Genomic DNA, 20245 nt, shown 5'->3' on the forward strand with positions numbered 1-20245 from the left:
CTTGATTTTAGCCCTTTGTCTTCTTTTTCAGTGTGATAGAAAACCTTTGCAGTCTAGGAAGAACGAGTACCAGAGCGAATAAAAGATTCGTGAGCACCGGCGCGCAGACCTGACACCAAATTTGAAGGTTTGTCTACACGCTGAAACACCTGACGTTTTGCCGTCAGGTGTTTCGCTACTCTCTTACATTTTAAATTGTTTAATAAGCTCCCTTAGTTCTTCTGCCATCTGAGATAAAGTGGCAGAGGATGAGCTGATCTCTTCCATAGATGCAAGCTGTTCTTCTGCTGATGCCGCGATATCTTGGAAGCCTGCTGAGCTTTCTCTTGAGAGCTCTTTGATTTGATTCACCGCATGAGAAATATCATTTGAGCCATGCGATAGCTCTTCGGCTGATCTGTTCATTTGTTTCATTTGTTCTGTCATTTCTGATGTTTTATCAGTGATTTTCTCAAAACTCACTTTCGTTTCATCTGTAATGTTTAATCCAGATTGTACTTCACCTGCTACTTGTTTAAACATTTTCTGCGATTTTTCTATTTCCTCCACAATTTCGTTCGTCAGGCTTTCAATTTCTTTTGAAGAGCTTCCTGACTGCTCTGCCAGCTTGCGGACTTCTTCTGCGACAACAGAGAAACCTCTGCCTGCTTCACCTGCTCGTGCGGCTTCGATCGCAGCATTTAAAGCAAGGAGATTCGTTTGATCCGCAATACCGTTGATGACCCCAAGAATGTTTGTAATATCCTTTGATTTCTGCTCCAAGCCTGCAATGACAAGCTCTGCTTCTTTTACTGCCTGCTCTATGGTTTGCATTTGACCTGCTGTTTTTTGAACGAGTTCTCCTCCAGCCTGAGCAGTTTTGCTCGATTCGATCGACGATTCCATCATATGAGAGGTCGAGTCGACCATATGCGATAAGCTCCGATCCATTTCGTTTAACTGGACTGAGCTTTTTTCGATCATATCATTTTGATGTTCAGTGCTGTTTGAGAACTGTTCAATAGATGATGTGATATGCTCGGTCGCTTGAGCTGTCTGTCCTGCACTTGCCGTTAACTCTTCAGACGAAGCAGCCACATTTTCAATGGAATTTTGGACAGCTTGAATGACTTGTTTCAGCTTTGCTGACATGTCGTTAAAGCTTTGCGCAAGCTTACCAATTTCATCGTGCGTACGAACTTCAATATACTGGGTCAAATCACCTTGACTGATTTTTTCAGCCGATTCAGAGAGCTCTATCAGTGGCTTTCGAATCGATTTAATAATAAAATAAATCGCGATTCCGCCAATGGCAATCGCAGCCGCAAGAATGATCATTGTTAAGTCGAGCACTGGCTGTGCGGCTTCTTTTACTTCATTCACATACATTGTTCCAGCAAGCTTCCAGCCGGTTGCTTCATTTGTGTCAAAAAACATTTGCTTCGGCTGGCCATTGTATTCATATTCAAAGCTGCCTTCTTTTTTATCATATAGTTTTGAGATGAAGTCACCAGTCAGCTTTGTACCAGCCTTATCGGTTTTATGGGCCACATAACGCTGATCTGATGTGGCGATAAACGCATAGCCTTCTTGGCCAATTTTGATGCTGTTTGTATCTTTTACAACCGTATTTAAGCGTACATTCACCCCGATCACACCAGATCCATCTGCTAGCTGTTCTGATATTGTGATGAGCAGGTCATCTGATGACTTATCGGCAAAAGGATCTGAAATGATGAGTTTCTTCTCTCCCATCGATTTCTGAAACCAAGTTTCATTTTTTGCGCTCTTTGCATTACCTTTGTGAATCTCCGAATATTCAGTTAGTTTACCATTTTGATCTGCAATAAATACTTCTACTACATCGTCATCTGTTTCCGATAATTGCTCTAATTTCACTTTGAGTAAATCTTTGTTTTTAGCAGTCAATTCACCCTTTTTGATCGATTTAGATAAGTATGAAACCATGTCAATTTTAGGCTGTATATCTTTATTAATGAGTTCGTTTAATTGTTGAACACCATTTGCAGCACTAGACATAATCTCATCATTAAGAGACTTTGATGCCACTTCATAAGAAAATGCAGCCAATACGAGAATTGGCACTAGGAGAATCGCTAAGAATGCAGTAATTAATTTCTTCGACATCGTAAAGTGCTTAAAAAAGTTGATTTTTTTCATGACTCTACTCCTTTTGATTTATGATTTGTGGTCTCCCTCTTCTATTCTTAGGTAATATGAATTATTTTTCAAGGAATAATGTTCAAAAAATCCAAAAAATAAGTATAATTACCCATTTCTTTTGATTTACTCAATGAAAAAGAGCCTCTATCTGGAGGCTCTTTTCTTCCTGTCTATTCAACCTTAAATTTGCTAATTAAATCGCGTAATTCTTCTGCCATAGAAGAGAGTGTGGCAGAGGACGAGCTGATTTCTTCCATTGATGCCAGCTGTTCTTCTGCTGAAGCAGCAATGTCTTGAATATTTGCCGAGCTTTCACGTGATACGTCTGCGATCTCACGAACAGCCTCTGACACATGTGCCGAGCCTTTTGAAAGCTGAACAACGGTTTGATTCATTGTTTGAAGCTGGTCAGAAATTTCTTTTGTCATTTCGAAAATATTGTGGAAGCTTACTTTCGTTTGTTCAGTGAAGCTTAGGCCTGATTGAACTTCTCGATTCACTGCAGTGAATACTTCCTGTGATACGTCGATGTCTTGCACGATTTCTTTAATCAAATTCTCAATTTCTTTTGCCGAGTTGGCAGATTGAACCGCCAGTTTTCTTACTTCTTCTGCTACAACGGAGAAGCCTCTGCCAGATTCACCAGCTCTTGCTGCCTCAATCGCTGCATTTAGCGCAAGTAAATTCGTTTGATCGGCAATTCCATTGATGACACCCAGAATTTGGGTAATGTCTTTCGATTTACTTTCAAGTGCACTGATGACATTTTCTGCTTTTTTCACGGACTGATCAATGACATTCATTTGAGAAGCGGTTTTTTCAACAAGCTGGCCGCCTTCCCCTGCGATATCTGTTGATTTGATCGATGAAGCAGTAATGGATTCAGCCGATTCATTCATATTCTGAAGACCGCGGTTCATTTCCTCTAACTCTTCTGAGCTCAATTCGACTTTATCATTTTGGCTTTCATTTCCGCTGGAGAATTGTTCAATGGCTAGTGTAATATGCTCTGTTGCTTTACTTGTTTGTCCTGCGCTGGCAGTCAGTTCTTCTGATGAAGATGCGACATTCTCGACTGAAGTTTGAACGGCTCCAATGAGAGATCGCAATGAGTCAATCATCGTATTAAAGCCTTTACCAACTTGTCCAATTTCGTCATCTGACTGGATCTGAAGCTTATCGCGTAAATCACCTTCGCTGACTTTTTTCGAGAAGCGGGCAAGATTGGATAATCTTTTTGAAATAGAGCGGACGATAAAGAAAATGAGGGTTCCTGCAACAATGAGTGTGACACTGAATACGATAATGGCTGTATTGAAAACGGGCTTTGCCGCTTCTTCTACTTCAGATACGAGCATCGTTCCACCAATTTTCCAGCCAGTTAATTCATTGGTGACATATGCAACCTTTTTATCTGTTCCTTTGAGGGTATAGCTGCCGCTTCCTTCTTTATTTTTAAAAATAATACTGGCCAGATTTTCATTGACTTGACTTCCTGGCTTTTGGGTTGGATCTGCTAAAACTGTTTTATCTTTTTCCATGATGAAAGCATAGCCTTTTTGCCCAATTTTGATTTCTTTTAGTTTTTGGAGCAGGCTGTCAATTTCCATATCAAGACCAATGACACCTGAACCATCTTTCATTTTTTGGGCAATCGTGATAACCATTTTGCCTGTGGATGCTGCTACATATGGTTTTGTGATGACTTGTTCTCCGTTTTCTGCTTTCAATGCCTCTTGATACCATGGACGTTCTCTTGGATCATAGCCATCTGGCATCTTTTGAACTGGATATTGCATAAACAATCCCTTTTCAGAGCCTGCATAGATTGCGGATACATCTTTTTCATTAATTTTTCCAAATTGCTGTAATTCTTTAATGGTCGCATTTCTATTTTTTTCTTGAAGATTAGACGCTTTGAGCGAGTCTGAAAACAGTGTCACAGCATCTGATTTGTTGCCAATATTCTCATTGATTAAGGTATCAAATGCATTAACTTGACTCATCGCACTGCCCATAATCTGTTTGTCTAGCTCTGTCTTTGATGTAAAAAACGCACTAATTGTCAGTGCCACAGTTGGCAGAATAAGGACGACCAAAAAGGCAATGATTAATTTCTTTGAAATGGATGGTTTTTTGAACCATTGGATCATTTTTCCCATTTTAACTTTCCCCCTTTACTTCTCTAAAGTTATTATCGGATGAAAGGTGTATTTTTAGAGGCTGGAAATGACGTTTAAAAATAAAAAAAATACCCAGACAATTCTGGATACTTTTTCATCATTATTTAATTAATTTTAAATTGACTTGTGAGCTCTTTTAGTTCCTCTGCCATGTTGGCAAGTGTCACAGAAGAAGATGTGATTTCTTCCATAGATGCTAGCTGCTCTTCTGCAGAAGCCGCAATGTCCTGAATGTTTGCTGCGCTTTCTCTAGAGACTTGGCGCATCTCCTGCATCGCTTGTGAAACAAGCTTTGAACCGCTCGATAGGTCTATAGCTGTATCGTTTAATTGCGACAGTTTTTTCGACATTCCTTCTGCCGCCTCATAAATGTGCTGGAAGCTTTCTTTTGCTTCTTCTGTCATACCGAGTCCTGCGTTTACTTCTCGATTGACTGCTTTGAACATATCTTGAGATTTAGCAATTTCTAGCACAATTTCTTGGATGAGCTTCTCAATTTCTTTCGCTGAATCTGCGGATTGGACTGCTAGTTTTCTCACTTCTTCTGCAACGACGGAGAATCCGCGTCCTGATTCACCTGCTCTTGCTGCTTCAATTGCTGCATTAAGCGCAAGTAAATTCGTTTGATCCGCGATGCCATTAATGACATTTAAAATACTCGTAATATCTTTAGATTTGTATTCTAATTCTTTCATGACCTGCTCTGCTTCTTGTACAGATGTATCAATATGTTTCATTTGGCTTGCTGTGCTTTCAACAATTCGGCCGCCTTGACCAGCAGCTTCTGTTGATTGAATAGAGACAGCAGCCACTTCAGATGAGGTTTGTGACATATCTTGTAATCCTTCGTTCATTGCCACAAGCTGATTCGTACTAGATTCGACTTTCTCGTTTTGTGCTTCATTTCCATTTGAAAATTGTTCAATTGACATCGTGATATGCTCTGTTGCTTGACTCGTTTGGCTGGCACTTGCCGTCAGCTCCTCTGAAGCCGAAGCCACGTTGTCGACAGATTGCTGTACAGCGCGAATGACGTCACGAAGAGATTCACTCATCTTGCTGAAGCTTCTTGTGAGATCTCCTATTTCATCCTTCGATTTGGTTTCGAGGGTTTCTGTTAAATCCCCTTCACTCACCTTTTCTGAGAAATCAACAAGCCTTCTCAGTCCAATGGTAATCGAGCGAACAATGAAGAAGATAGCGACACCGCCAAGGATAAATGAAGAAATTAAAAGAATAATGGCAGAATTCCAAACTGGCTGTGCTGCTTCTTCTGTTTCTGATACAAACATCGTTCCAGCAATTTTCCAACCTGTTAAATCATTTGTGACAAAAACGATACGTTTTTGTTCTCCTTTATTCTCATAAGTTGATGTTCCTTCTTTGCCGCTGTAAAGGATTGATGAAATATTTCCTGTGACCTCAGATCCTGACTTTTCTTCTGGATGGGCTACAATTTGTTTGCTTTTATTTGCAATAATTGGATATCCTTCTCGTCCAATTTTAATTTCTTTGATTTTATCAACAATGTCTTGCACATCAATGTCGATTCCGATCGCTCCCGACCCGTCCTTCAGGCGCTGGGCAATCGTGACCACCATGCCGTTTGTTGTAGCAGAAATGTATGGATTGGTGACAACTGGCTCACCTTTTTCATCCTGCATCGCTTGCTGATACCAATCGCGTGTTGTTGGGTCATAGCCTTTTGGCATGTCTACTTTAGGAAACTGAATGAAATCACGATTTTTACTTGCTGCATAAAATCCAACTACATCATCTTCGTTGATTTTGCTGTATATTTCAAAATGCTCATACAGTTCGTCCTGGTTTTTCTTTTTAAAGTCTGCAGCAGTTGTTGTTTGAGTAAAAAGTTTCACCGCGTTTTCTTTATTCAAAAGCTTTTGCTCGATCATGTCATTCATATCATTGACTCTTGCTTTTGCTCCGTACATGATTTCATGATCTAATTCTTCTTTGGCAATCTGATATGAAATCGTACTGAGTGTAATGATTGGCAAGACGAGAACAAGTGTGAATGAAATAATCAGTCTTTTGGAAATCGATGGTTTTTTCAACCATTTTATTGCACTTTTCATGTTTTTCCTCCTTTTAAACGATATGTTTTATATCGGACATCTTCATAGTATTTTCATGTTTTTCAAATAAAAAGGATGCTATTTTGTTTATTTTCACAAATTGATTCCTTGCCCAAGCACCCTGCATACGCTAATACAAAAGGGGGCGCTTTTCATATGATTATCCTTTCAGGACAGCCAGTGACAAATGAGCAGCTGGCATCGTTTCAGCTAGAGGGACAAAAGCGGATCATTTTGATGCAGTTACAGGCCTCGAATGATACGTTCCGCTATAGGCAAGCATCTGATTTGTTATTTGAGGTCACTTTAAGATCGAACATTATGAATGCTGCAAGAGATTTGAATAAAAGCGGTGCCTCATTCGCCATCTTTCAAAGGTCGCGTGCAAATGATGCGTTTTGGCGTGTGTCGGAAGCAGGAGCACTAGAGCTGCGCTATCAAGTGGAGCCATCAAGAGGCATTCAAGACATTTTTGAAAATGGCTCAAAATATGCATTTGAATGCGCAACAGCGATTGTCATTGTGTTTTATATGGGGGTTTTGCAAACAGTAGGAGAGGAGAAGTTTAATCGAAGACTTCGCAGTTTAACACTGTATGACTGGCACTATGATACTTTGTCGATTTATACAGAGCGCGGGAATGATTTTATCTATGGGGATTGTTTATATTTCGAAAATCCAGAGTTTAGCTATCAGCAATCGCAATGGCGCGGGGAAAATGTGATTTACTTAGGAGAAGATCAATATTACGGTCATGGACTTGGAATTTTAACAGCGGCAGAAATTATCGACAAACTGAATAAGAGAAGACGGCCAGGTGCGGTTCAATCCGCTTATTTATTACCGCAGACTACCCGGATGGATGTCATTTATCTCAGGCAAATGTTTGGCAGCTAAAAAAAGCCTCTTGTCTCTTGGTTATGACAAGGGGCTTTTGTATGCCTTGCGTTTACGATAATTTTGGAGTGTGCCAAGCATCGTGTTCGCAAGGACCTCCATTTCTTCTAAATCTTTTCTTGTAACCGGCGAGTCGTGCCGGCTCCATTTCACGTAGCGAACAAAATAGTAATGACGAATGGGCGTAAGGACAGCAGGAGAATGAGGGAAATCATCAAACCAAAATTCAATCTGGCCTTTTTTACGGTAGGAATGTTTTAAGATGTCCATCCTGTCACACCACCCATCATGATTTTATGTCTGCGTCAGTTCGTGCATGATGTCTTCAACGCTTAAAATCGAGTGAATACGTCCAACCCCCTGTCCTGCCCACAGAGCCATTTGATCAGGGTTACCGCCGGCAGCAGCTGCTTTTCGCATCGGTGTTGTGCATACATGCTGAACTGGATAAGGAAGAACCCGATCTTCATGCAGGCTTTCATCCTCCATCCACTGATTCACAATACCTCTCGCTCTTTTCCCAGAAAAAAGTCTGGTCACCTTTGTTTCACTGCCTTCTGCCTGTAAAATAGCCTTCTTATATACTTCTGCCGCAGCACTTTCCTTGCTGGCTAAAAACCGTGTACCGATTTGAACCGCATCTGCTCCAAGCGCTAGCGCTGCTTTGACACCTGATCGGTCCGTGATGCCTCCTGCGGCAATCAAAGGCACGCGGCAGACCCGTTTGACATCTGAGATCAGGCTGATGAGTCCCAGCAGAGCGTCTCCTTTTGCACGTAAAAATGTGCCGCGGTGCCCTCCTGCTTCACATCCTTGCAGAACAATGGCATCCATTCCTTTTCCCTCTAAAAGCAGTGCTTCCTCTTTTGTTGTGGCCGTTCCGATTAAAAAGATTCCCTTTTGTTTTAAGCGGTGAATCGTTTGTTCATTTGGACAGGCAAATGTAAAGGAAACAATCGGAACGTCTTCTTCCAGAAGAATGTTGACTTTCTGTTCAAAATCATCCCACAATTCTTCTTCGCTTGGCATCCTATGAGCTTCGGGCCATACAGGCAGTTTCCTCTCCCAAAATGCCACATCCTCTTTTTTCACATCAGGAATTGGCTCTGGTACAAACACATTGACCTGAAACAGGCGAGATGTCAGCTGTTTGACCTGTCTAATCTGCTGTCTCAAATCGTCAGGATGCACATATCCACTTGCCAGACTGCCAAGCCCGCCGTAATTTGAAACAGCGGCTGCCAGCTGCGGTGTCACAGCTCCTCCTGCCATTGGCGCTTGGATGATTCCATGTTCGATTTGCAACTTTTTGATATCCCCCATTTATTTCCCCCATCTCTTACTCGTTTGACATCACTTGTACATAAAAATGACGCTGCCTCGGCCCGTCAAACTCACAGAAATAGATTCCCTGCCACGTGCCTAGCACAAGATCTCCATCATGAATGAGAACATGCTGAGACGCCCCCATATAACTCGCTTTCATATGTGCTGCCGTATTTCCTTCCATATGGCGATCCTTTGGATGTTTCCACGGAAAGACTTCATCAAGCCGGCGAAGCATATCCCGTTTCACATCTGGATCCGCATTTTCATTAATAGTGATCCCAGCTGTCGTATGTGGACAATAGACGATGACAGTTCCGTTTTGTATGCCTGTTTCCCTGACATATTGGAGAACCTCGTGTGTGACATCGATCATGTCATCGCGTCTGTCTGTTTGTACATTGATTTTTTTCATATGAGCTGCTCCTTTTTGATGTTTCTATAAAAACCATACCCTTTTTATGTGAAACAAATCTTCTTATCTAAAGTTTACCAAGCAAAAAAACCTCGTCAAGCAATGCGAGGTTTTTAAGAAAAGTGAACCTTTTTGACTTCAATGGTTCGAATATGGTGGTCTTCAGCATCAATGATCGTAAATTCACAGCCTTCTGCTTCAATCGTATCTCCAATGTCAAAATCAAATTTATGCGTCATCATCCAGCCTGCAATTGTATCAACATCATCATTCTCAATGGCTAAATCCAATAAATCATTTACTTCATCAATCAATGCTTTCCCATCCATCACATAATGAAAATCACCTTTTTTAACGATATGAGGTGTTTCATCCTGATCATATTCGTCTCGAATCTCTCCGACAATTTCCTCTAATATGTCCTCTACTGTGACAAGTCCTGCTGTACCTCCGTATTCATCTACGAGCACTGACATATGGATTCGTTCCTTTTGCATCAAAATGAGCAATTCTTGAACAGGGGTGCTTTCAATCACTCGGATCACCGGACGCATTAAGTCTTCAATAGATACATCTTGATTTAGGAAGCTGGCCTTAAATACATCTTTACTATTAATAACACCAATCACATGATCTTTGTCTTCTTTAATAACAGGGTAGCGTGTGTACCTTTCGTTCAGCATATAATGGGTCACGTCTTCTAAGGTCTGTTCAATCTCTATGGCTGAAATTTCTGTACGCGGGATCATGATCTCTCTCGCCACTCGGTTATCAAATTCAAAGATTTTATTCACATATTTGTACTCAGATTGGTTAATCTCACCCTTCTCATAGCTTTCAGATAAAATGAGTCGCAATTCTTCCTCACTGATCGCCACTTCATGTTCTTTGACAGAATGATAACCAAATAATTTCACGATGCTTCGTGCAGCCCCATTTAACGCCTTAATAAACGGGTACATGACTTTATAGAAAAAGATGAGTGGTTTTGCTGTCACAAGGCTGACGGCCTCTGCCTTTTGAATGGCAATTGTTTTAGGCGCGAGCTCTCCCACCACGACATGTAAAAACGTAATGATCACAAATGCGATGATAAACGAAAGGATGTCAGTCAATGCAGAATGAAGCCCGATTTTTTCAAACAGCGGATGCAGAAAATGCTCCACCGTCGGTTCACCCAGCCACCCTAGACCTAAGGCCGTGATGGTAATGCCAAGTTGGCAGGCGGATAAATATTCGTCGAGATTTGATATCAGCTTTTGAACATGGATGGCTCTCTTATCACCGCTTTCGATCAGCTGGTTGATTTTAGAGCCTCTAATTTTCACAATCGCAAATTCAGTGACAACAAAAAATGCTGTCGCAGCAATGAGTAATATGACTAAAAATACGTTTAAAATATACAAAAAAACCCTTACCTAACACTGGTAAGGGCTCACCTCCTCTGGCATCAATTAATCATTACGGCCATTTAGGAAGATCATTACAAAACGGAGCAATTCAAACAGGGAGACAAGGGCCGCTGCTACGTACGTCAGAGCTGCAGCATTTAACACCTTGTTCACACCTCTTTCTTCACTGCTTCTAATGATTCCTTCTGAAACAATGATATCTTTTGCACGAGAACTTGCATTAAACTCGACAGGCAATGTCACAAGCTGAAAGAATACAGCTGCTGAGAACAAAATGATCCCAAGCCCGATTAAGTTAAGGCTGCTGAGCAAAATTCCACCAAGGAAAAGAAGCGGAGCAACACCAGATGCAAAGTTCACGACAGGAAAGATCTTATGTCTCAAAACAAGCGCACCATAGGATTCCTGATGCTGCAAGGCATGTCCAACCTCGTGTGATGCGACTGAAATGGCCGAAATGGAATGGCCGTAGTACACAGGTTCAGATAAACGAACCACACGCTGCGTCGGGTCGTAATGATCAGTCAAAGTTCCTCTTACCGGTTCAACAGGCACGTCGTATAACCCGTTGCGATCTAAAATATATCGAGCGGTTTCAGCACCTGTTTTCATACTGGATGCTTCCACCTTTGAATACTTTTCAAAATTATTCTTCACTTTAAATTGTGCCCAAAATGATAATCCCAATGCGGCAAATGTTAAAAAATAAAAAAACAGCATGCTCATCAGCTTCCTTTTATTTTATATATTTATTTACAATTTTAATGACTTTTATGTACCATGTACAGCAAAAAGCACTAGGTCTTTTTCAGGGGGATAACCGCACCAATGAAAAAGAAGAATACACCTAAGCAAGCTGTATAAAAGGTTCCCGTACCATAAAGGTCTTGAAAAAAGTGCAGCCATGAAAAATCATTCATAAAATGATTCACAGCATTTAAATCAAACACGAGTAAGATGACAGCTGATGATAAAAAGTGCACACCAATAAAAAGAAGTACGGTCTTTTGAACAAACGACATTCGAATTCCCTCCTTCTTCTCCCTTATTTTAAGATATGGGTTCTATTTCAATACATGACAAAGATGAAAAAATGTGTTCCCAATCGGGCATACTGACATTAGCAGTCTCCTGAAAGGAAGAGTCCGATGAAATCAAACCGTATCTTTATTGCTTGGCTAAGGTGGCCGCTTTATCTTCGAATTGCCATCATCATCTGTTTCTTGCTTCTCTTTTTTGGACAATTAATCGTTTTACTTGAACCGAAGCAGTATCATACGATCTTTGATGGGATCTGGTGGGCGCTTATTACAGTCTCTACGGTTGGTTACGGTGATTTTGTGCCGCAAACCATGCCAGGGCAGGTGGCAGGTATGGCGCTCATTTTTATCGGAGCCAGCTTTGTCACCGCTTATTTCGCCACACTTGCCGCCGCTGTGTTCAGCAAGCAGCACCATTATGTTGAGGGCAAGGTAGCCTTTAAGGGTAAAGGACATCTCATTATCGTCGGCTGGAATGAGAAAACGAACAAACTGCTTCAGTCGTTTCAGACGATTGATCCAGCTATGCCGATTGTGCTGATTGATGACTCCTTGAAAGAGGGGCCACTTTTAGAGAATGTTCATTTTATTAAAGGACACGGGACCGAAGACGTCACACTGCGCAAAGCCAACATTACCGGTGCAGATGCACTGATGATTACCGCGGATCAGCATGAAAATGAAGTGACAGCCGATATGCAGAGTGTTTTAACCTTACTTGCAGCAAAAGGATTAAACCCTTCGCTATATTGTTTAATTGAAATTTTAACAGATCGTTACGTGAAGAATGCCGAGCGTGCTGGTGCCAACCAAGTCATTCATACCTCTGATGCTGTCAATCATTTAATGGTTGAACATTTTCTAATAAAGGAACAACTCACGGCGTTTAAGAAAAAACGACATATGACGCTGCATAAACACGTCACCATCATACCTGTACCAGCTTCATTAGCCGGAGAAACATTCTTAACAGCGCTCCATCATTTTTTAGAGCATCATGTGATCATCGTCGGCGTACAAAAAAAAGAAGGACCCATGATGAATCCTCCCTTTGGCTATGAGCTTCATCCAGAGGATGAACTGATCAGCCTTTAAAGCAGTTCGTCTTCTAATTCCTTGACGAGCGAAAAGCCAATCTCAGCATAAGCCTTTGATACATCCCCATCTTTCTCTTTTGGTTCTTGGAATTGGTTAAAGGATGCGCCCACATTTCCAACCATCGCATGATCATCTAACTTGTCTTGATAGACATGCTTTAAGAGAAATGGATGTCCCATTTTCACCACAACACCTGGCTGATCGAGCTGGCCTTTCTCGGCTGTAAAAGGAACTCTGAGAAAGGTATAGCCATCACGGTTATCAATTTTATAATCAAAATACCCGTGATCATAATCCCAGTTCCCATTAATGACATAACCGAGCGGCTTCATCGTTTCTTCTAAATGGTAAAGTGAAAAGCTTTCACCAGGCAGCCTGGATGGTACATGAATCATACGAAACCCTCCTTTTTGTATAGGGTTCGTTAAAGAGAGGAATTCATACATTTCCTCTCGCGATTTGGACATTGTTTGAAAACGCAGCATCAAATGAGCTTTGATTGGTTGATTGATTCGTCTCGTTATCACTGCCGGAACCTGCTGTTTCCTTCGTAGCACTCTTAGAACAAATGCGTCCGACATTGCCAAAGTTCACAATCGCCTGACCAGAAATATCATGAATATAAATATGATTCGTCCTCATTTTTCACCCTCCTCCATTCATTATTCTATGTACAGAACATAGGAAAGCTTGCACAGGAATCTGAAGAAAACAAAAAAGGCACACCTTTATGAAAAGGTGTGCTTTTTGTTCTTATGATTGTTTCAGGCGGCTTTCAAGCTCGGCTTTTTTCTCTTCGAAGCCTGGTTTTCCTAGTAAAGCAAACATATTCACTTTATAAGCTTCTACTCCAGGCTGATCAAATGGATTGACGCCTAGTAAATATCCAGACATCGCACATGCTTTCTCAAAGAAGTACACGAGGTATCCGAATGTATAAGCATCCATCTCAGGAATTGTCACGATAAGGTTCGGTACTTTTCCATCTGTATGGGCGAGCATCGTTCCTTCAAATGCTTTTTTATTGACGAAATCAACCGTTTTTCCTGCTAGATAGTTCAAGCCATCAAGGTCTTGTTCTTCTGCTTCAATTACAAGCTCATGTCGAGGCTTGTCTACACTCACGATTGTTTCAAACAAGTCTCTTCTTCCTTCTTGAACATATTGGCCAAGTGAATGAAGATCTGTTGAGAAGTTAGCAGATGAAGGATAGATTCCTTTTTCATCTTTCCCTTCACTTTCACCAAATAATTGCTTCCACCATTCTGCGAAATATTGCAGGCCTGGCTCATAGTTAATCAGCATTTCAATCGTTCTGCCTTTATTGTAAAGGACATTGCGGACGACAGCATATTGGTAAGCTGCATTTTCAGTAAGCTCAGATGAAGCGAAGTCTTCGCTTGCTTTTGCTGCACCTTCCATCATCTGATCAATGTCTGCACCGCTCACAGCGATTGGCAAAAGGCCGACTGCTGTTAATACAGAATAGCGTCCACCAACATCATCAGGGATGATAAATGATTCGTAGCCTTCTTCAGTTGCTAATGTTTTAAGTGCACCGCGTGCCTTGTCAGTTGTCGCATAAATACGTTTTTTCGCTTCTTCAGCACCGTATTTTTCAATGAGGAGCTTTTTAAAGATGCGGAACGCAATGGCTGGCTCTGTTGTTGTACCAGATTTTGAAATCACGTTAATGGAGAAATCTGCATCTTCCAATAGATCCATTACATCTGTTAAATAAGAAGAACTGATGTTGTTTCCAATAAAAATGATTTGCGGTGTCTTGCGCTTGCCTTTTGGCAAAGTGTTATAGAAAGAATGGTTCAAAAATTCAATCGCGGCACGTGCCCCTAGATATGACCCGCCGATTCCGACAACGAGCAGGACGTCAGAGTCAGATTTAATTTTGTCTGCACTTTTTTTAATGCGGGCAAATTCTTCGCGGTCATATTGCTTCGGCAAGTCCACCCAGCCTAAATAGTCACTGCCTGCACCCGTTTGTTCATGAATATTATGATGGGCTACCTTCACAAAATCTTTTAAATATGTAAGCTCATGTTCTTGAAAGAAAGGTAACGCTTTCGAGTAGTCAAATTGAATATGTGTCATCGCTTGTAAGCCCTCCATTACGTTAGTTCTGTCCCTTTCACTTTAGCGGAACTAGCTTTTGAAATCAAGTGATCGTCACTGGCATGGCAAAAAGCCGCTTCTCTTGATGAGAAGCGGCAATCTGGATTATAAAGAAGCTTTCAAAATGGATAGAATATCATCACGGTTAAGTTTCATAAAGTTACCAAAACCACCGTATTCCATTTCTTTTGCTGCAATGTCGGCAATTTTGTCCAGCTGATCTTCACCAATATCATAATCCGCTAAACGGCTTGGTGCACCGAGACTTGTCCAGAACGCTGACAGTTTGTCGATCCCTTCTAATGCGATGTCACGATCTGACTTTCCGTCTGTTTCGATGTCAAACATGTTCAGCATAAGGTTTTTAAAACGTTCTACATTATGATCGAGCGTGTGGCGCATCCAGTTTGGGAAGAGGATAGCAAGCCCGCCTGCATGCGGAATGTCATAGACAGCCGATACAGCATGCTCAATCGTATGGGACGCCCAGTCGCCAAAGTAACCCATTTGCAGCGTGCCATTTAAAGCAATCGTTCCTGCATATAGAATCGTTTCACGATGCTCATAGTTTTGTAAGTCTTCCAGCAGTTTTGGTGCTGTCTCGATGACTGTTTGAAGAACAGCAAAACACATCCGGTCCTGTAAAGGCGTGTTTTTCACATTATGGAAGTATTGCTCAAAAACGTGGCTCATCATATCGACCATACCATACACCGTCTGGTTTTCTGGCACAGAATACGTATGCTCAGGGTCTAGAATTGAAAAAGCAGGGTGAGTGACAGAGCTGCCCCACACATATTTTTCATTCGTTTCCCAGTTTGTGATGACAGAGTCTGGATTCATTTCCGAACCAGTTGCTGCAAGTGTCAGCACTGTGCCAAACGGCAGTGCTTTTTGAGCGGTTGTTTTCTTTGAAATAATATCCCACACATCACCGTCATACTCTGCTCCGGCTGCAATTGCTTTTGTACAGTCGATCACACTTCCGCCGCCAACGGCTAATAAGAAATCGATGTTCTCCTTTTGGCAGATATCGATTCCCTTTTTCACTGTTGTGAGGCGCGGGTTTGGTTCAACGCCAGACAGCTCAAACACTTCTGCATCTGCTTCATTTAACGCACTGATGACATTGTCATAAAGACCATTTTTCTTAATGCTGCCTCCGCCATATACAAGTAACACTCGTTTTCCATAACGAGCGAGTTCGCTTTTGAGTCCTTCTAGCTGTCCTTTTCCAAACATCAATTTTGTTGGATTATAGTAAATAAAATTCTCCATCTGTTGAAACATCTCCTTACAACGAATATATCCAAAAACATGAAAGACTACTGTAACATATGTACACAATGAACTCAAAAAAAGATAACTGCCCGCAAGCAGCTATCCCTTTATTGTTCAATTATAAAGAAGCGTTCAAAATGGCTAAAACATCTTCTTTGTTCAGCTTTTTAAATTGACCAAATTCACCGCGTGCCATTGCACGGTCTGCAATTAAATCAATTTTCTCATCGTTGATGTCATAATCCGCTAAACGACTTGGTGCACCAAGACTTGTCCAGAAAGCTGACAGCTTGTCAATTCCTTCTAAGCCGACTTCTTCATCTGTTTTGCCCGCAGGATCTACATCGAATACACGGACCGCTAATTGTTTAAAACGGCCTGGGTTTTCTTGAATCACATGTTTCATCCAGTTCGGGAACAAGATTGCAAGACCGCCTGCATGGGGGATATCATAAACAGCTGATACTGCATGCTCAATGTTATGAGAAGCCCAGTCACCACGTGCCCCCATTGAAAGCATGCCATTAAGCGCAATTGTGCCAGTGAATAAAATCGTTTCACGGAGCTCATAGTTCTCTAGATCGTTGATCAACTTCGGTGCCGTTTCAATGACAGTGCGAAGAAGTCCTTCACACATACGATCTTGGTAAGGTGTATTTTCTGTGTGATGGAAATATTGTTCGAACACATGTGACATCATGTCAACCATACCATAAATCGTATGGTTTTTAGGCACAGTAAATGTGTTGACTGGATCAAGAATAGAGAATTTCGGGAAAACTGCTGGACTTCCCCAGCCATACTTCTCATTTGTTTCCCAGTTTGTGATGACTGATCCAGAGTTCATTTCAGAGCCTGTTGCGGCAAGTGTTAACACAGTACCGAACGGAATAGCTTCCATTGGGACGTGCTTGCGTGTCACGATATCCCAAGCATCTCCATCGTACTTCGCACCAGCTGCGATTGCTTTCGTCGCATCAATGACACTGCCGCCGCCAACTGCCAAAATAAAATCAATGTCGTTCTCTTTGCACAGTTCGATCCCTTTTCTTACTGTTGTTAAGCGCGGGTTAGGCTCCACACCAGCAAGTTCAGTGATTGCAGCTCCTGATTCTTTTAGGATGCTGACAACTTGGTCATAAAGGCCGTTTCGTTTAATACTGCCTCCACCATATACAAGTAATACGTTTTTTCCGTAGTGTTTGAGTTCATCTGAAAGGGCTGATACTTCTCCCTTTCCAAAAATTAATTTCGTTGGGTTCCAATAAGTAAATCGATCCATGTGATCTCCTCCTCGCGCTACATTATGCGCCTCATTCATTCCAAAAGTAAAGTAATTTGCTTTCATCCATTTTCTTACGCATAGTTTGGCTAAAAATCTGCAAAATATAAATGTATTGATGCTGTAGCGAAAGGAGGAATCACGATGAGTGCTATTCAACGTATTGCCCTCGTGCTCACGATTATCGGTGCTATTAACTGGGGACTAATCGGCTTTTTTCAATTTGACTTAGTAGCAGCGATCTTTGGCGGACAAGGTTCTGCATTATCACGTATTATTTATGGTCTTGTTGGAATTGCAGGTCTTGTCAACCTTGGTCTGTTGTTCAAACCAAGCGAAGAAGCTGTTCGCCGTGACGAGCCGAATCCAGAAGTTCGTTAAATAAAAAGACATAAAAAAGGCTGCCTACATGAGGCAGCCTAAGGCGTGTAGACAAACCCTCGCATTCTTTGTCAGGTCTGCGCGCTGGTGCTCACGAATGCTAAATTCGCTCCGCAAAAGTAGCTGCCCTTCCTAGACTTCAAAGGTTTTCTATCACGCTGAAAAAGAAGACAAAGGGCTAAAATAAAGATCATTTTAGTCCTTTGTCAACAATCTAAGGCACCGTTTGAAGCGGTGCTTTTTTATTATTTCTTGATAAGGTCTTTACGGTTTGATTGCTCAATCCACTCTTCAAGTTTATCTTTAAGCGTATTGAAACCTTGTGGTGCAGCAGCTTCTTCTTTCACTTGCTGTGGTCTTTGTTTCTTTGGTTTGCTTTCTTTTCTTTCAGGTGCATCTTGTGTCGCACGAATAGAAAGGCTGATTTTACCTGCATTTTCATCTACAGAAAGAACTTTTACTTGTACTTCGTCACCAATTGAAAGGTGCTCGTTGATGTCTTTTACAAAGCCATGTGTTACTTCAGAAATATGCACAAGTCCTTGAGTTTCTTCATCTAATGCAACAAACGCACCATACGCTTGTAATCCTGTTACTTTACCAGTGTAAACACTGCCTACTTCAAACTTTGTCGCCATGATAACAACTCCTAAATAAATGTTTTAATATTCGTTTATACGCAATTAAAAACTATATCATAGTACGGCCAGTTACGCAAAATATTTTTTAAATGGGGTTTAGATGAGATCAAAAGGGGGAATACCTGAAAACAAGAATGCTTTCTAGTATTCCCCCCTAATTTGTGAGGCATGAGTCCATTTGGATTGATGCCTTTTTTTATTTTAAGATGGCTGATGCTTCTTCCTTCACTTGTCGAGCCTGCAAAAAGCGCTGAATTCTTGAAAGTGATTCCTGAAGATGATCAAGTGACGAAGCATATGAACAGCGAATATGACCTTCACCGCTCGGTCCGAATACATTCCCAGGAACAACGGCCACTTTTTCACTTAGGAGCAGTTCCTCAGCAAATTGTTCTGATGTCATGCCTGTGCTTTTAATCGATGGGAACGCGTAAAACGCTCCGTTTGGCTGGTGGCATGTGAGTCCTAGTTCATTAAGGGAGCCGACAAACAAATTACGGCGCCTTCTGTAGCTTTTCTTCATTTTCTCGACATCTTCAAGTCCATTTTTTAATGCTTCTTCTGCTGCATATTGTGCCATCGCCGGCGCGCACATCATAGAATATTGATGTATTTTCAGCATGGCATCGCGCAGTATAGGTGGTGCTGCCACATATCCTAAGCGCCAGCCCGTCATGGCAAACCCTTTAGAAAAGCCTGAAATCAAGATCGTTCTTTCCTTCATATCTTGAATAGCCGCGACGCTTGTAAAAGCTTCATCGTACGTCAGCTCTGCATAAATCTCATCCGTAATAATGAGCAGGTCATGCTCTTTCGCAAATTGAGCAATATCTTCAAGCTCTTCCTTTGAATAAACAGACCCAGTCGGATTTGATGGCGAGCAAAGCAAAATGGCTTTTGTCTTCGGCGTCAGCTTTGTGCGAAGATCAGCAGAATCTGCTTTGAAATCTTTTTCAGCGGTTGTACTTAAATAGACAGGCACGCCGCCTGCTAGTGTTGTAAGTGCCCCGTATGCTACGAAACAAGGTTCTGGAATGATTACTTCATCTCCGCTGTTTAAAATCGCACGAAAGGCCAAATCAAGTGCCTGGCTTCCGCCAACCGTGATAATGAGTTCTTCTTCTGGACTGTAATCAATGTGAAACCGCTTATATAAATAGTGGCTCAGTTCTTTTCGCAAAGAAATTAAACCGGCATTCGCCGTATAAGAGGTCAGTCCCTGTTCTAATGACATAATACTTGCTTCTCTGACATTCCAAGCTGTCACGAAATCCGGCTCACCGACACCAAGGGAGATAACCCCTTCCATTGTGGCAGCCAAATCAAAGAATTTCCGAATACCTGACGGCTGAATGCTTTGTACCGTTTCAGATAAATAAGACTTTTTCATTTAAGGAGACACCACGATTCTTTTGTCATCGTCTCCTGTTTCAAACACTTTCCCATCATGTTTATATCTTTTCAAAATAAAGTGGGTAGTTGTTGAAACAACGGAATCAAGTGTCGATAATTTTTCAGATACGAAGCGGGCAATATCAGACATTGATCTTCCGCGGATCACAACGGAAAGATCGTAAACACCTGACATGAGATAGACAGACTCCACTTCCTGAAACCGATAAATCCGTTCAGCAATTTCATCAAATCCGACGCCTCTTTTTGGTGTCACTTTTACATCAATCATTGCTGTAACGCCTTCATGACCATCCACTTTTCGCCAGTCAATCATGGTTGAATAATCAATAATAACTTTTTGATCTTCAAGTTTTTGAATGATGGCTTCGGCTTCTTCTGTTGTCACGCCTGCCATTTTTGCAATTGTATTTAAATCGGCGCGGCTGTTTTCATCTAAAATCTCTAATATTTCAGTTTCTTTTTCTGTTAGTTTCATTTGATTTCA

General features: G+C 41.5%; 20 protein-coding genes. 3 read left to right on the top strand and 17 right to left on the bottom strand.

Going from position 1 to position 20245, the window contains the following annotated elements:
* Nucleotides 1-183: 183 nt before the first annotated feature.
* From NSS80_RS15450 to NSS80_RS15460, 3 genes are all read right to left on the bottom strand, one after another.
* Nucleotides 184-2160, bottom strand: coding sequence for a methyl-accepting chemotaxis protein (locus tag NSS80_RS15450; RefSeq protein ID WP_317221868.1), 1977 nt, complete (start codon nt 2158-2160; stop codon nt 184-186).
* A gap of 173 nt (nt 2161-2333) precedes the next feature.
* On the bottom strand, nt 2334-4325 hold the full coding sequence (locus NSS80_RS15455) for a methyl-accepting chemotaxis protein (protein WP_046313381.1): 1992 nt from the start codon (nt 4323-4325) through the stop codon (nt 2334-2336).
* Nucleotides 4326-4450: 125 nt separating this feature from the next.
* On the bottom strand, nt 4451-6442 hold the full coding sequence (locus NSS80_RS15460; RefSeq protein WP_041115841.1) for a methyl-accepting chemotaxis protein: 1992 nt from the start codon (nt 6440-6442) through the stop codon (nt 4451-4453).
* Between the two features lie 156 nt (nt 6443-6598).
* Between NSS80_RS15460 and NSS80_RS15465 the strand changes: the two genes are divergently transcribed.
* Entirely contained in the window at nt 6599-7339 is a 741-nt protein-coding gene (locus NSS80_RS15465) for a protein-glutamine gamma-glutamyltransferase (protein ID WP_041115839.1), read from the top strand.
* A 21-nt stretch (nt 7340-7360) separates the two neighbouring features.
* Here the strand turns inward: NSS80_RS15465 and NSS80_RS15470 are convergent, their stop codons facing one another.
* The 6 genes from NSS80_RS15470 to NSS80_RS15495 form a co-directional block, all read right to left on the bottom strand.
* Complete coding sequence (locus tag NSS80_RS15470; protein WP_024423284.1) at nt 7361-7609, bottom strand: hypothetical protein; 249 nt, start codon at nt 7607-7609, stop codon at nt 7361-7363.
* 24 nt (nt 7610-7633) lie between these two features.
* Nucleotides 7634-8662, bottom strand: coding sequence for a nitronate monooxygenase (locus NSS80_RS15475; protein WP_224426583.1), 1029 nt, complete (start codon nt 8660-8662; stop codon nt 7634-7636).
* Between the two features lie 16 nt (nt 8663-8678).
* Nucleotides 8679-9080 carry a secondary thiamine-phosphate synthase enzyme YjbQ gene (locus tag NSS80_RS15480; RefSeq protein ID WP_025094201.1) on the bottom strand — a complete coding sequence of 134 codons (402 nt, stop codon included), beginning with the start codon at nt 9078-9080 and terminating at the stop codon, nt 8679-8681.
* Nucleotides 9081-9193: 113 nt separating this feature from the next.
* Complete coding sequence (locus NSS80_RS15485; protein ID WP_024423287.1) at nt 9194-10486, bottom strand: hemolysin family protein; 1293 nt, start codon at nt 10484-10486, stop codon at nt 9194-9196.
* 48 nt (nt 10487-10534) lie between these two features.
* A complete protein-coding gene (locus tag NSS80_RS15490) occupies nt 10535-11209 on the bottom strand; it encodes a zinc metallopeptidase (RefSeq protein WP_024423288.1) in 675 nt (224 codons plus the stop codon).
* Nucleotides 11210-11289: 80 nt separating this feature from the next.
* A complete protein-coding gene (locus NSS80_RS15495; RefSeq protein ID WP_024423289.1) occupies nt 11290-11514 on the bottom strand; it encodes a hypothetical protein in 225 nt (74 codons plus the stop codon).
* 126 nt (nt 11515-11640) lie between these two features.
* Here NSS80_RS15495 and NSS80_RS15500 point away from each other — a divergent pair, with 126 nt between their 5' ends.
* Nucleotides 11641-12627 carry a potassium channel family protein gene (locus NSS80_RS15500; protein WP_024425923.1) on the top strand — a complete coding sequence of 329 codons (987 nt, stop codon included), beginning with the start codon at nt 11641-11643 and terminating at the stop codon, nt 12625-12627.
* Here the strand turns inward: NSS80_RS15500 and NSS80_RS15505 are convergent.
* The 5 genes from NSS80_RS15505 to NSS80_RS15525 all read right to left on the bottom strand — a co-directional run bounded on the left by NSS80_RS15505 (nt 12624) and on the right by NSS80_RS15525 (nt 17323).
* A complete protein-coding gene (locus NSS80_RS15505) occupies nt 12624-13025 on the bottom strand; it encodes a YugN-like family protein (RefSeq protein WP_224426584.1) in 402 nt (133 codons plus the stop codon). The genes NSS80_RS15500 and NSS80_RS15505 overlap by 4 nt on opposite strands.
* Nucleotides 13026-13068: 43 nt before the next feature.
* A complete protein-coding gene (locus NSS80_RS15510) occupies nt 13069-13272 on the bottom strand; it encodes a spore germination protein (protein ID WP_235046665.1) in 204 nt (67 codons plus the stop codon).
* Nucleotides 13273-13383: 111 nt separating this feature from the next.
* Nucleotides 13384-14739, bottom strand: a complete 1356-nt coding sequence (locus tag NSS80_RS15515) for a glucose-6-phosphate isomerase (protein ID WP_317221867.1) — start codon at nt 14737-14739, stop codon at nt 13384-13386.
* 126 nt (nt 14740-14865) lie between these two features.
* On the bottom strand, nt 14866-16038 hold the full coding sequence (locus NSS80_RS15520; protein WP_034282532.1) for an iron-containing alcohol dehydrogenase: 1173 nt from the start codon (nt 16036-16038) through the stop codon (nt 14866-14868).
* 121 nt (nt 16039-16159) lie between these two features.
* Nucleotides 16160-17323, bottom strand: a complete 1164-nt coding sequence (locus NSS80_RS15525) for an iron-containing alcohol dehydrogenase (protein ID WP_081124735.1) — start codon at nt 17321-17323, stop codon at nt 16160-16162.
* Between the two features lie 144 nt (nt 17324-17467).
* Between NSS80_RS15525 and NSS80_RS15530 the strand changes: the two genes are divergently transcribed.
* Complete coding sequence (locus NSS80_RS15530) at nt 17468-17704, top strand: DUF378 domain-containing protein (protein ID WP_003212952.1); 237 nt, start codon at nt 17468-17470, stop codon at nt 17702-17704.
* A 245-nt stretch (nt 17705-17949) separates the two neighbouring features.
* On the opposite strand, the gene yugI is transcribed toward NSS80_RS15530, so the two are convergent.
* The 3 genes from yugI to NSS80_RS15545 form a co-directional block, all read right to left on the bottom strand.
* Nucleotides 17950-18342: a S1 domain-containing post-transcriptional regulator GSP13 gene (gene yugI / locus NSS80_RS15535; RefSeq protein WP_007500519.1), complete on the bottom strand. Its 393-nt coding sequence runs from the start codon at nt 18340-18342 to the stop codon at nt 17950-17952.
* A 199-nt stretch (nt 18343-18541) separates the two neighbouring features.
* A complete protein-coding gene (locus tag NSS80_RS15540) occupies nt 18542-19735 on the bottom strand; it encodes an aminotransferase (protein WP_213404757.1) in 1194 nt (397 codons plus the stop codon).
* On the bottom strand, nt 19736-20236 hold the full coding sequence (locus NSS80_RS15545; RefSeq protein WP_003213765.1) for an Lrp/AsnC family transcriptional regulator: 501 nt from the start codon (nt 20234-20236) through the stop codon (nt 19736-19738). It abuts the gene before it with no gap.
* Nucleotides 20237-20245 lie beyond the last annotated feature (9 nt).

Origin of the sequence: Bacillus sp. FSL M8-0350 (assembly GCF_038593345.1) — a bacterium.
In the GTDB taxonomy this organism is placed as follows: domain Bacteria; phylum Bacillota; class Bacilli; order Bacillales; family Bacillaceae; genus Bacillus; species Bacillus safensis.

Excerpts from the sequence above, each read along its gene's own strand:
- NSS80_RS15515 (WP_317221867.1), bottom strand. The coding sequence starts at position 14,739 with ATGACACATATTCAATTTGACTACTCGAAAGCGTTACCTTTCTTTCAA.
- NSS80_RS15500 (WP_024425923.1), top strand. The coding sequence starts at position 11,641 with ATGAAATCAAACCGTATCTTTATTGCTTGGCTAAGGTGGCCGCTTTAT.
- NSS80_RS15545 (WP_003213765.1), bottom strand. The coding sequence starts at position 20,236 with ATGAAACTAACAGAAAAAGAAACTGAAATATTAGAGATTTTAGATGAA.
- NSS80_RS15495 (WP_024423289.1), bottom strand. The coding sequence starts at position 11,514 with ATGTCGTTTGTTCAAAAGACCGTACTTCTTTTTATTGGTGTGCACTTT.
- NSS80_RS15540 (WP_213404757.1), bottom strand. The coding sequence starts at position 19,735 with ATGAAAAAGTCTTATTTATCTGAAACGGTACAAAGCATTCAGCCGTCA.
- NSS80_RS15525 (WP_081124735.1), bottom strand. The coding sequence starts at position 17,323 with ATGGATCGATTTACTTATTGGAACCCAACGAAATTAATTTTTGGAAAG.
- NSS80_RS15465 (WP_041115839.1), top strand. The coding sequence starts at position 6,599 with ATGATTATCCTTTCAGGACAGCCAGTGACAAATGAGCAGCTGGCATCG.
- NSS80_RS15520 (WP_034282532.1), bottom strand. The coding sequence starts at position 16,038 with ATGGAGAATTTTATTTACTATAATCCAACAAAATTGATGTTTGGAAAA.
- NSS80_RS15505 (WP_224426584.1), bottom strand. The coding sequence starts at position 13,025 with ATGATTCATGTACCATCCAGGCTGCCTGGTGAAAGCTTTTCACTTTAC.
- NSS80_RS15450 (WP_317221868.1), bottom strand. The coding sequence starts at position 2,160 with ATGAAAAAAATCAACTTTTTTAAGCACTTTACGATGTCGAAGAAATTA.
- NSS80_RS15530 (WP_003212952.1), top strand. The coding sequence starts at position 17,468 with ATGAGTGCTATTCAACGTATTGCCCTCGTGCTCACGATTATCGGTGCT.
- NSS80_RS15475 (WP_224426583.1), bottom strand. The coding sequence starts at position 8,662 with ATGGGGGATATCAAAAAGTTGCAAATCGAACATGGAATCATCCAAGCG.
- NSS80_RS15510 (WP_235046665.1), bottom strand. The coding sequence starts at position 13,272 with ATGAGGACGAATCATATTTATATTCATGATATTTCTGGTCAGGCGATT.
- NSS80_RS15480 (WP_025094201.1), bottom strand. The coding sequence starts at position 9,080 with ATGAAAAAAATCAATGTACAAACAGACAGACGCGATGACATGATCGAT.
- NSS80_RS15455 (WP_046313381.1), bottom strand. The coding sequence starts at position 4,325 with ATGGGAAAAATGATCCAATGGTTCAAAAAACCATCCATTTCAAAGAAA.
- NSS80_RS15470 (WP_024423284.1), bottom strand. The coding sequence starts at position 7,609 with ATGGACATCTTAAAACATTCCTACCGTAAAAAAGGCCAGATTGAATTT.
- yugI (WP_007500519.1), bottom strand. The coding sequence starts at position 18,342 with ATGGCGACAAAGTTTGAAGTAGGCAGTGTTTACACTGGTAAAGTAACA.
- NSS80_RS15460 (WP_041115841.1), bottom strand. The coding sequence starts at position 6,442 with ATGAAAAGTGCAATAAAATGGTTGAAAAAACCATCGATTTCCAAAAGA.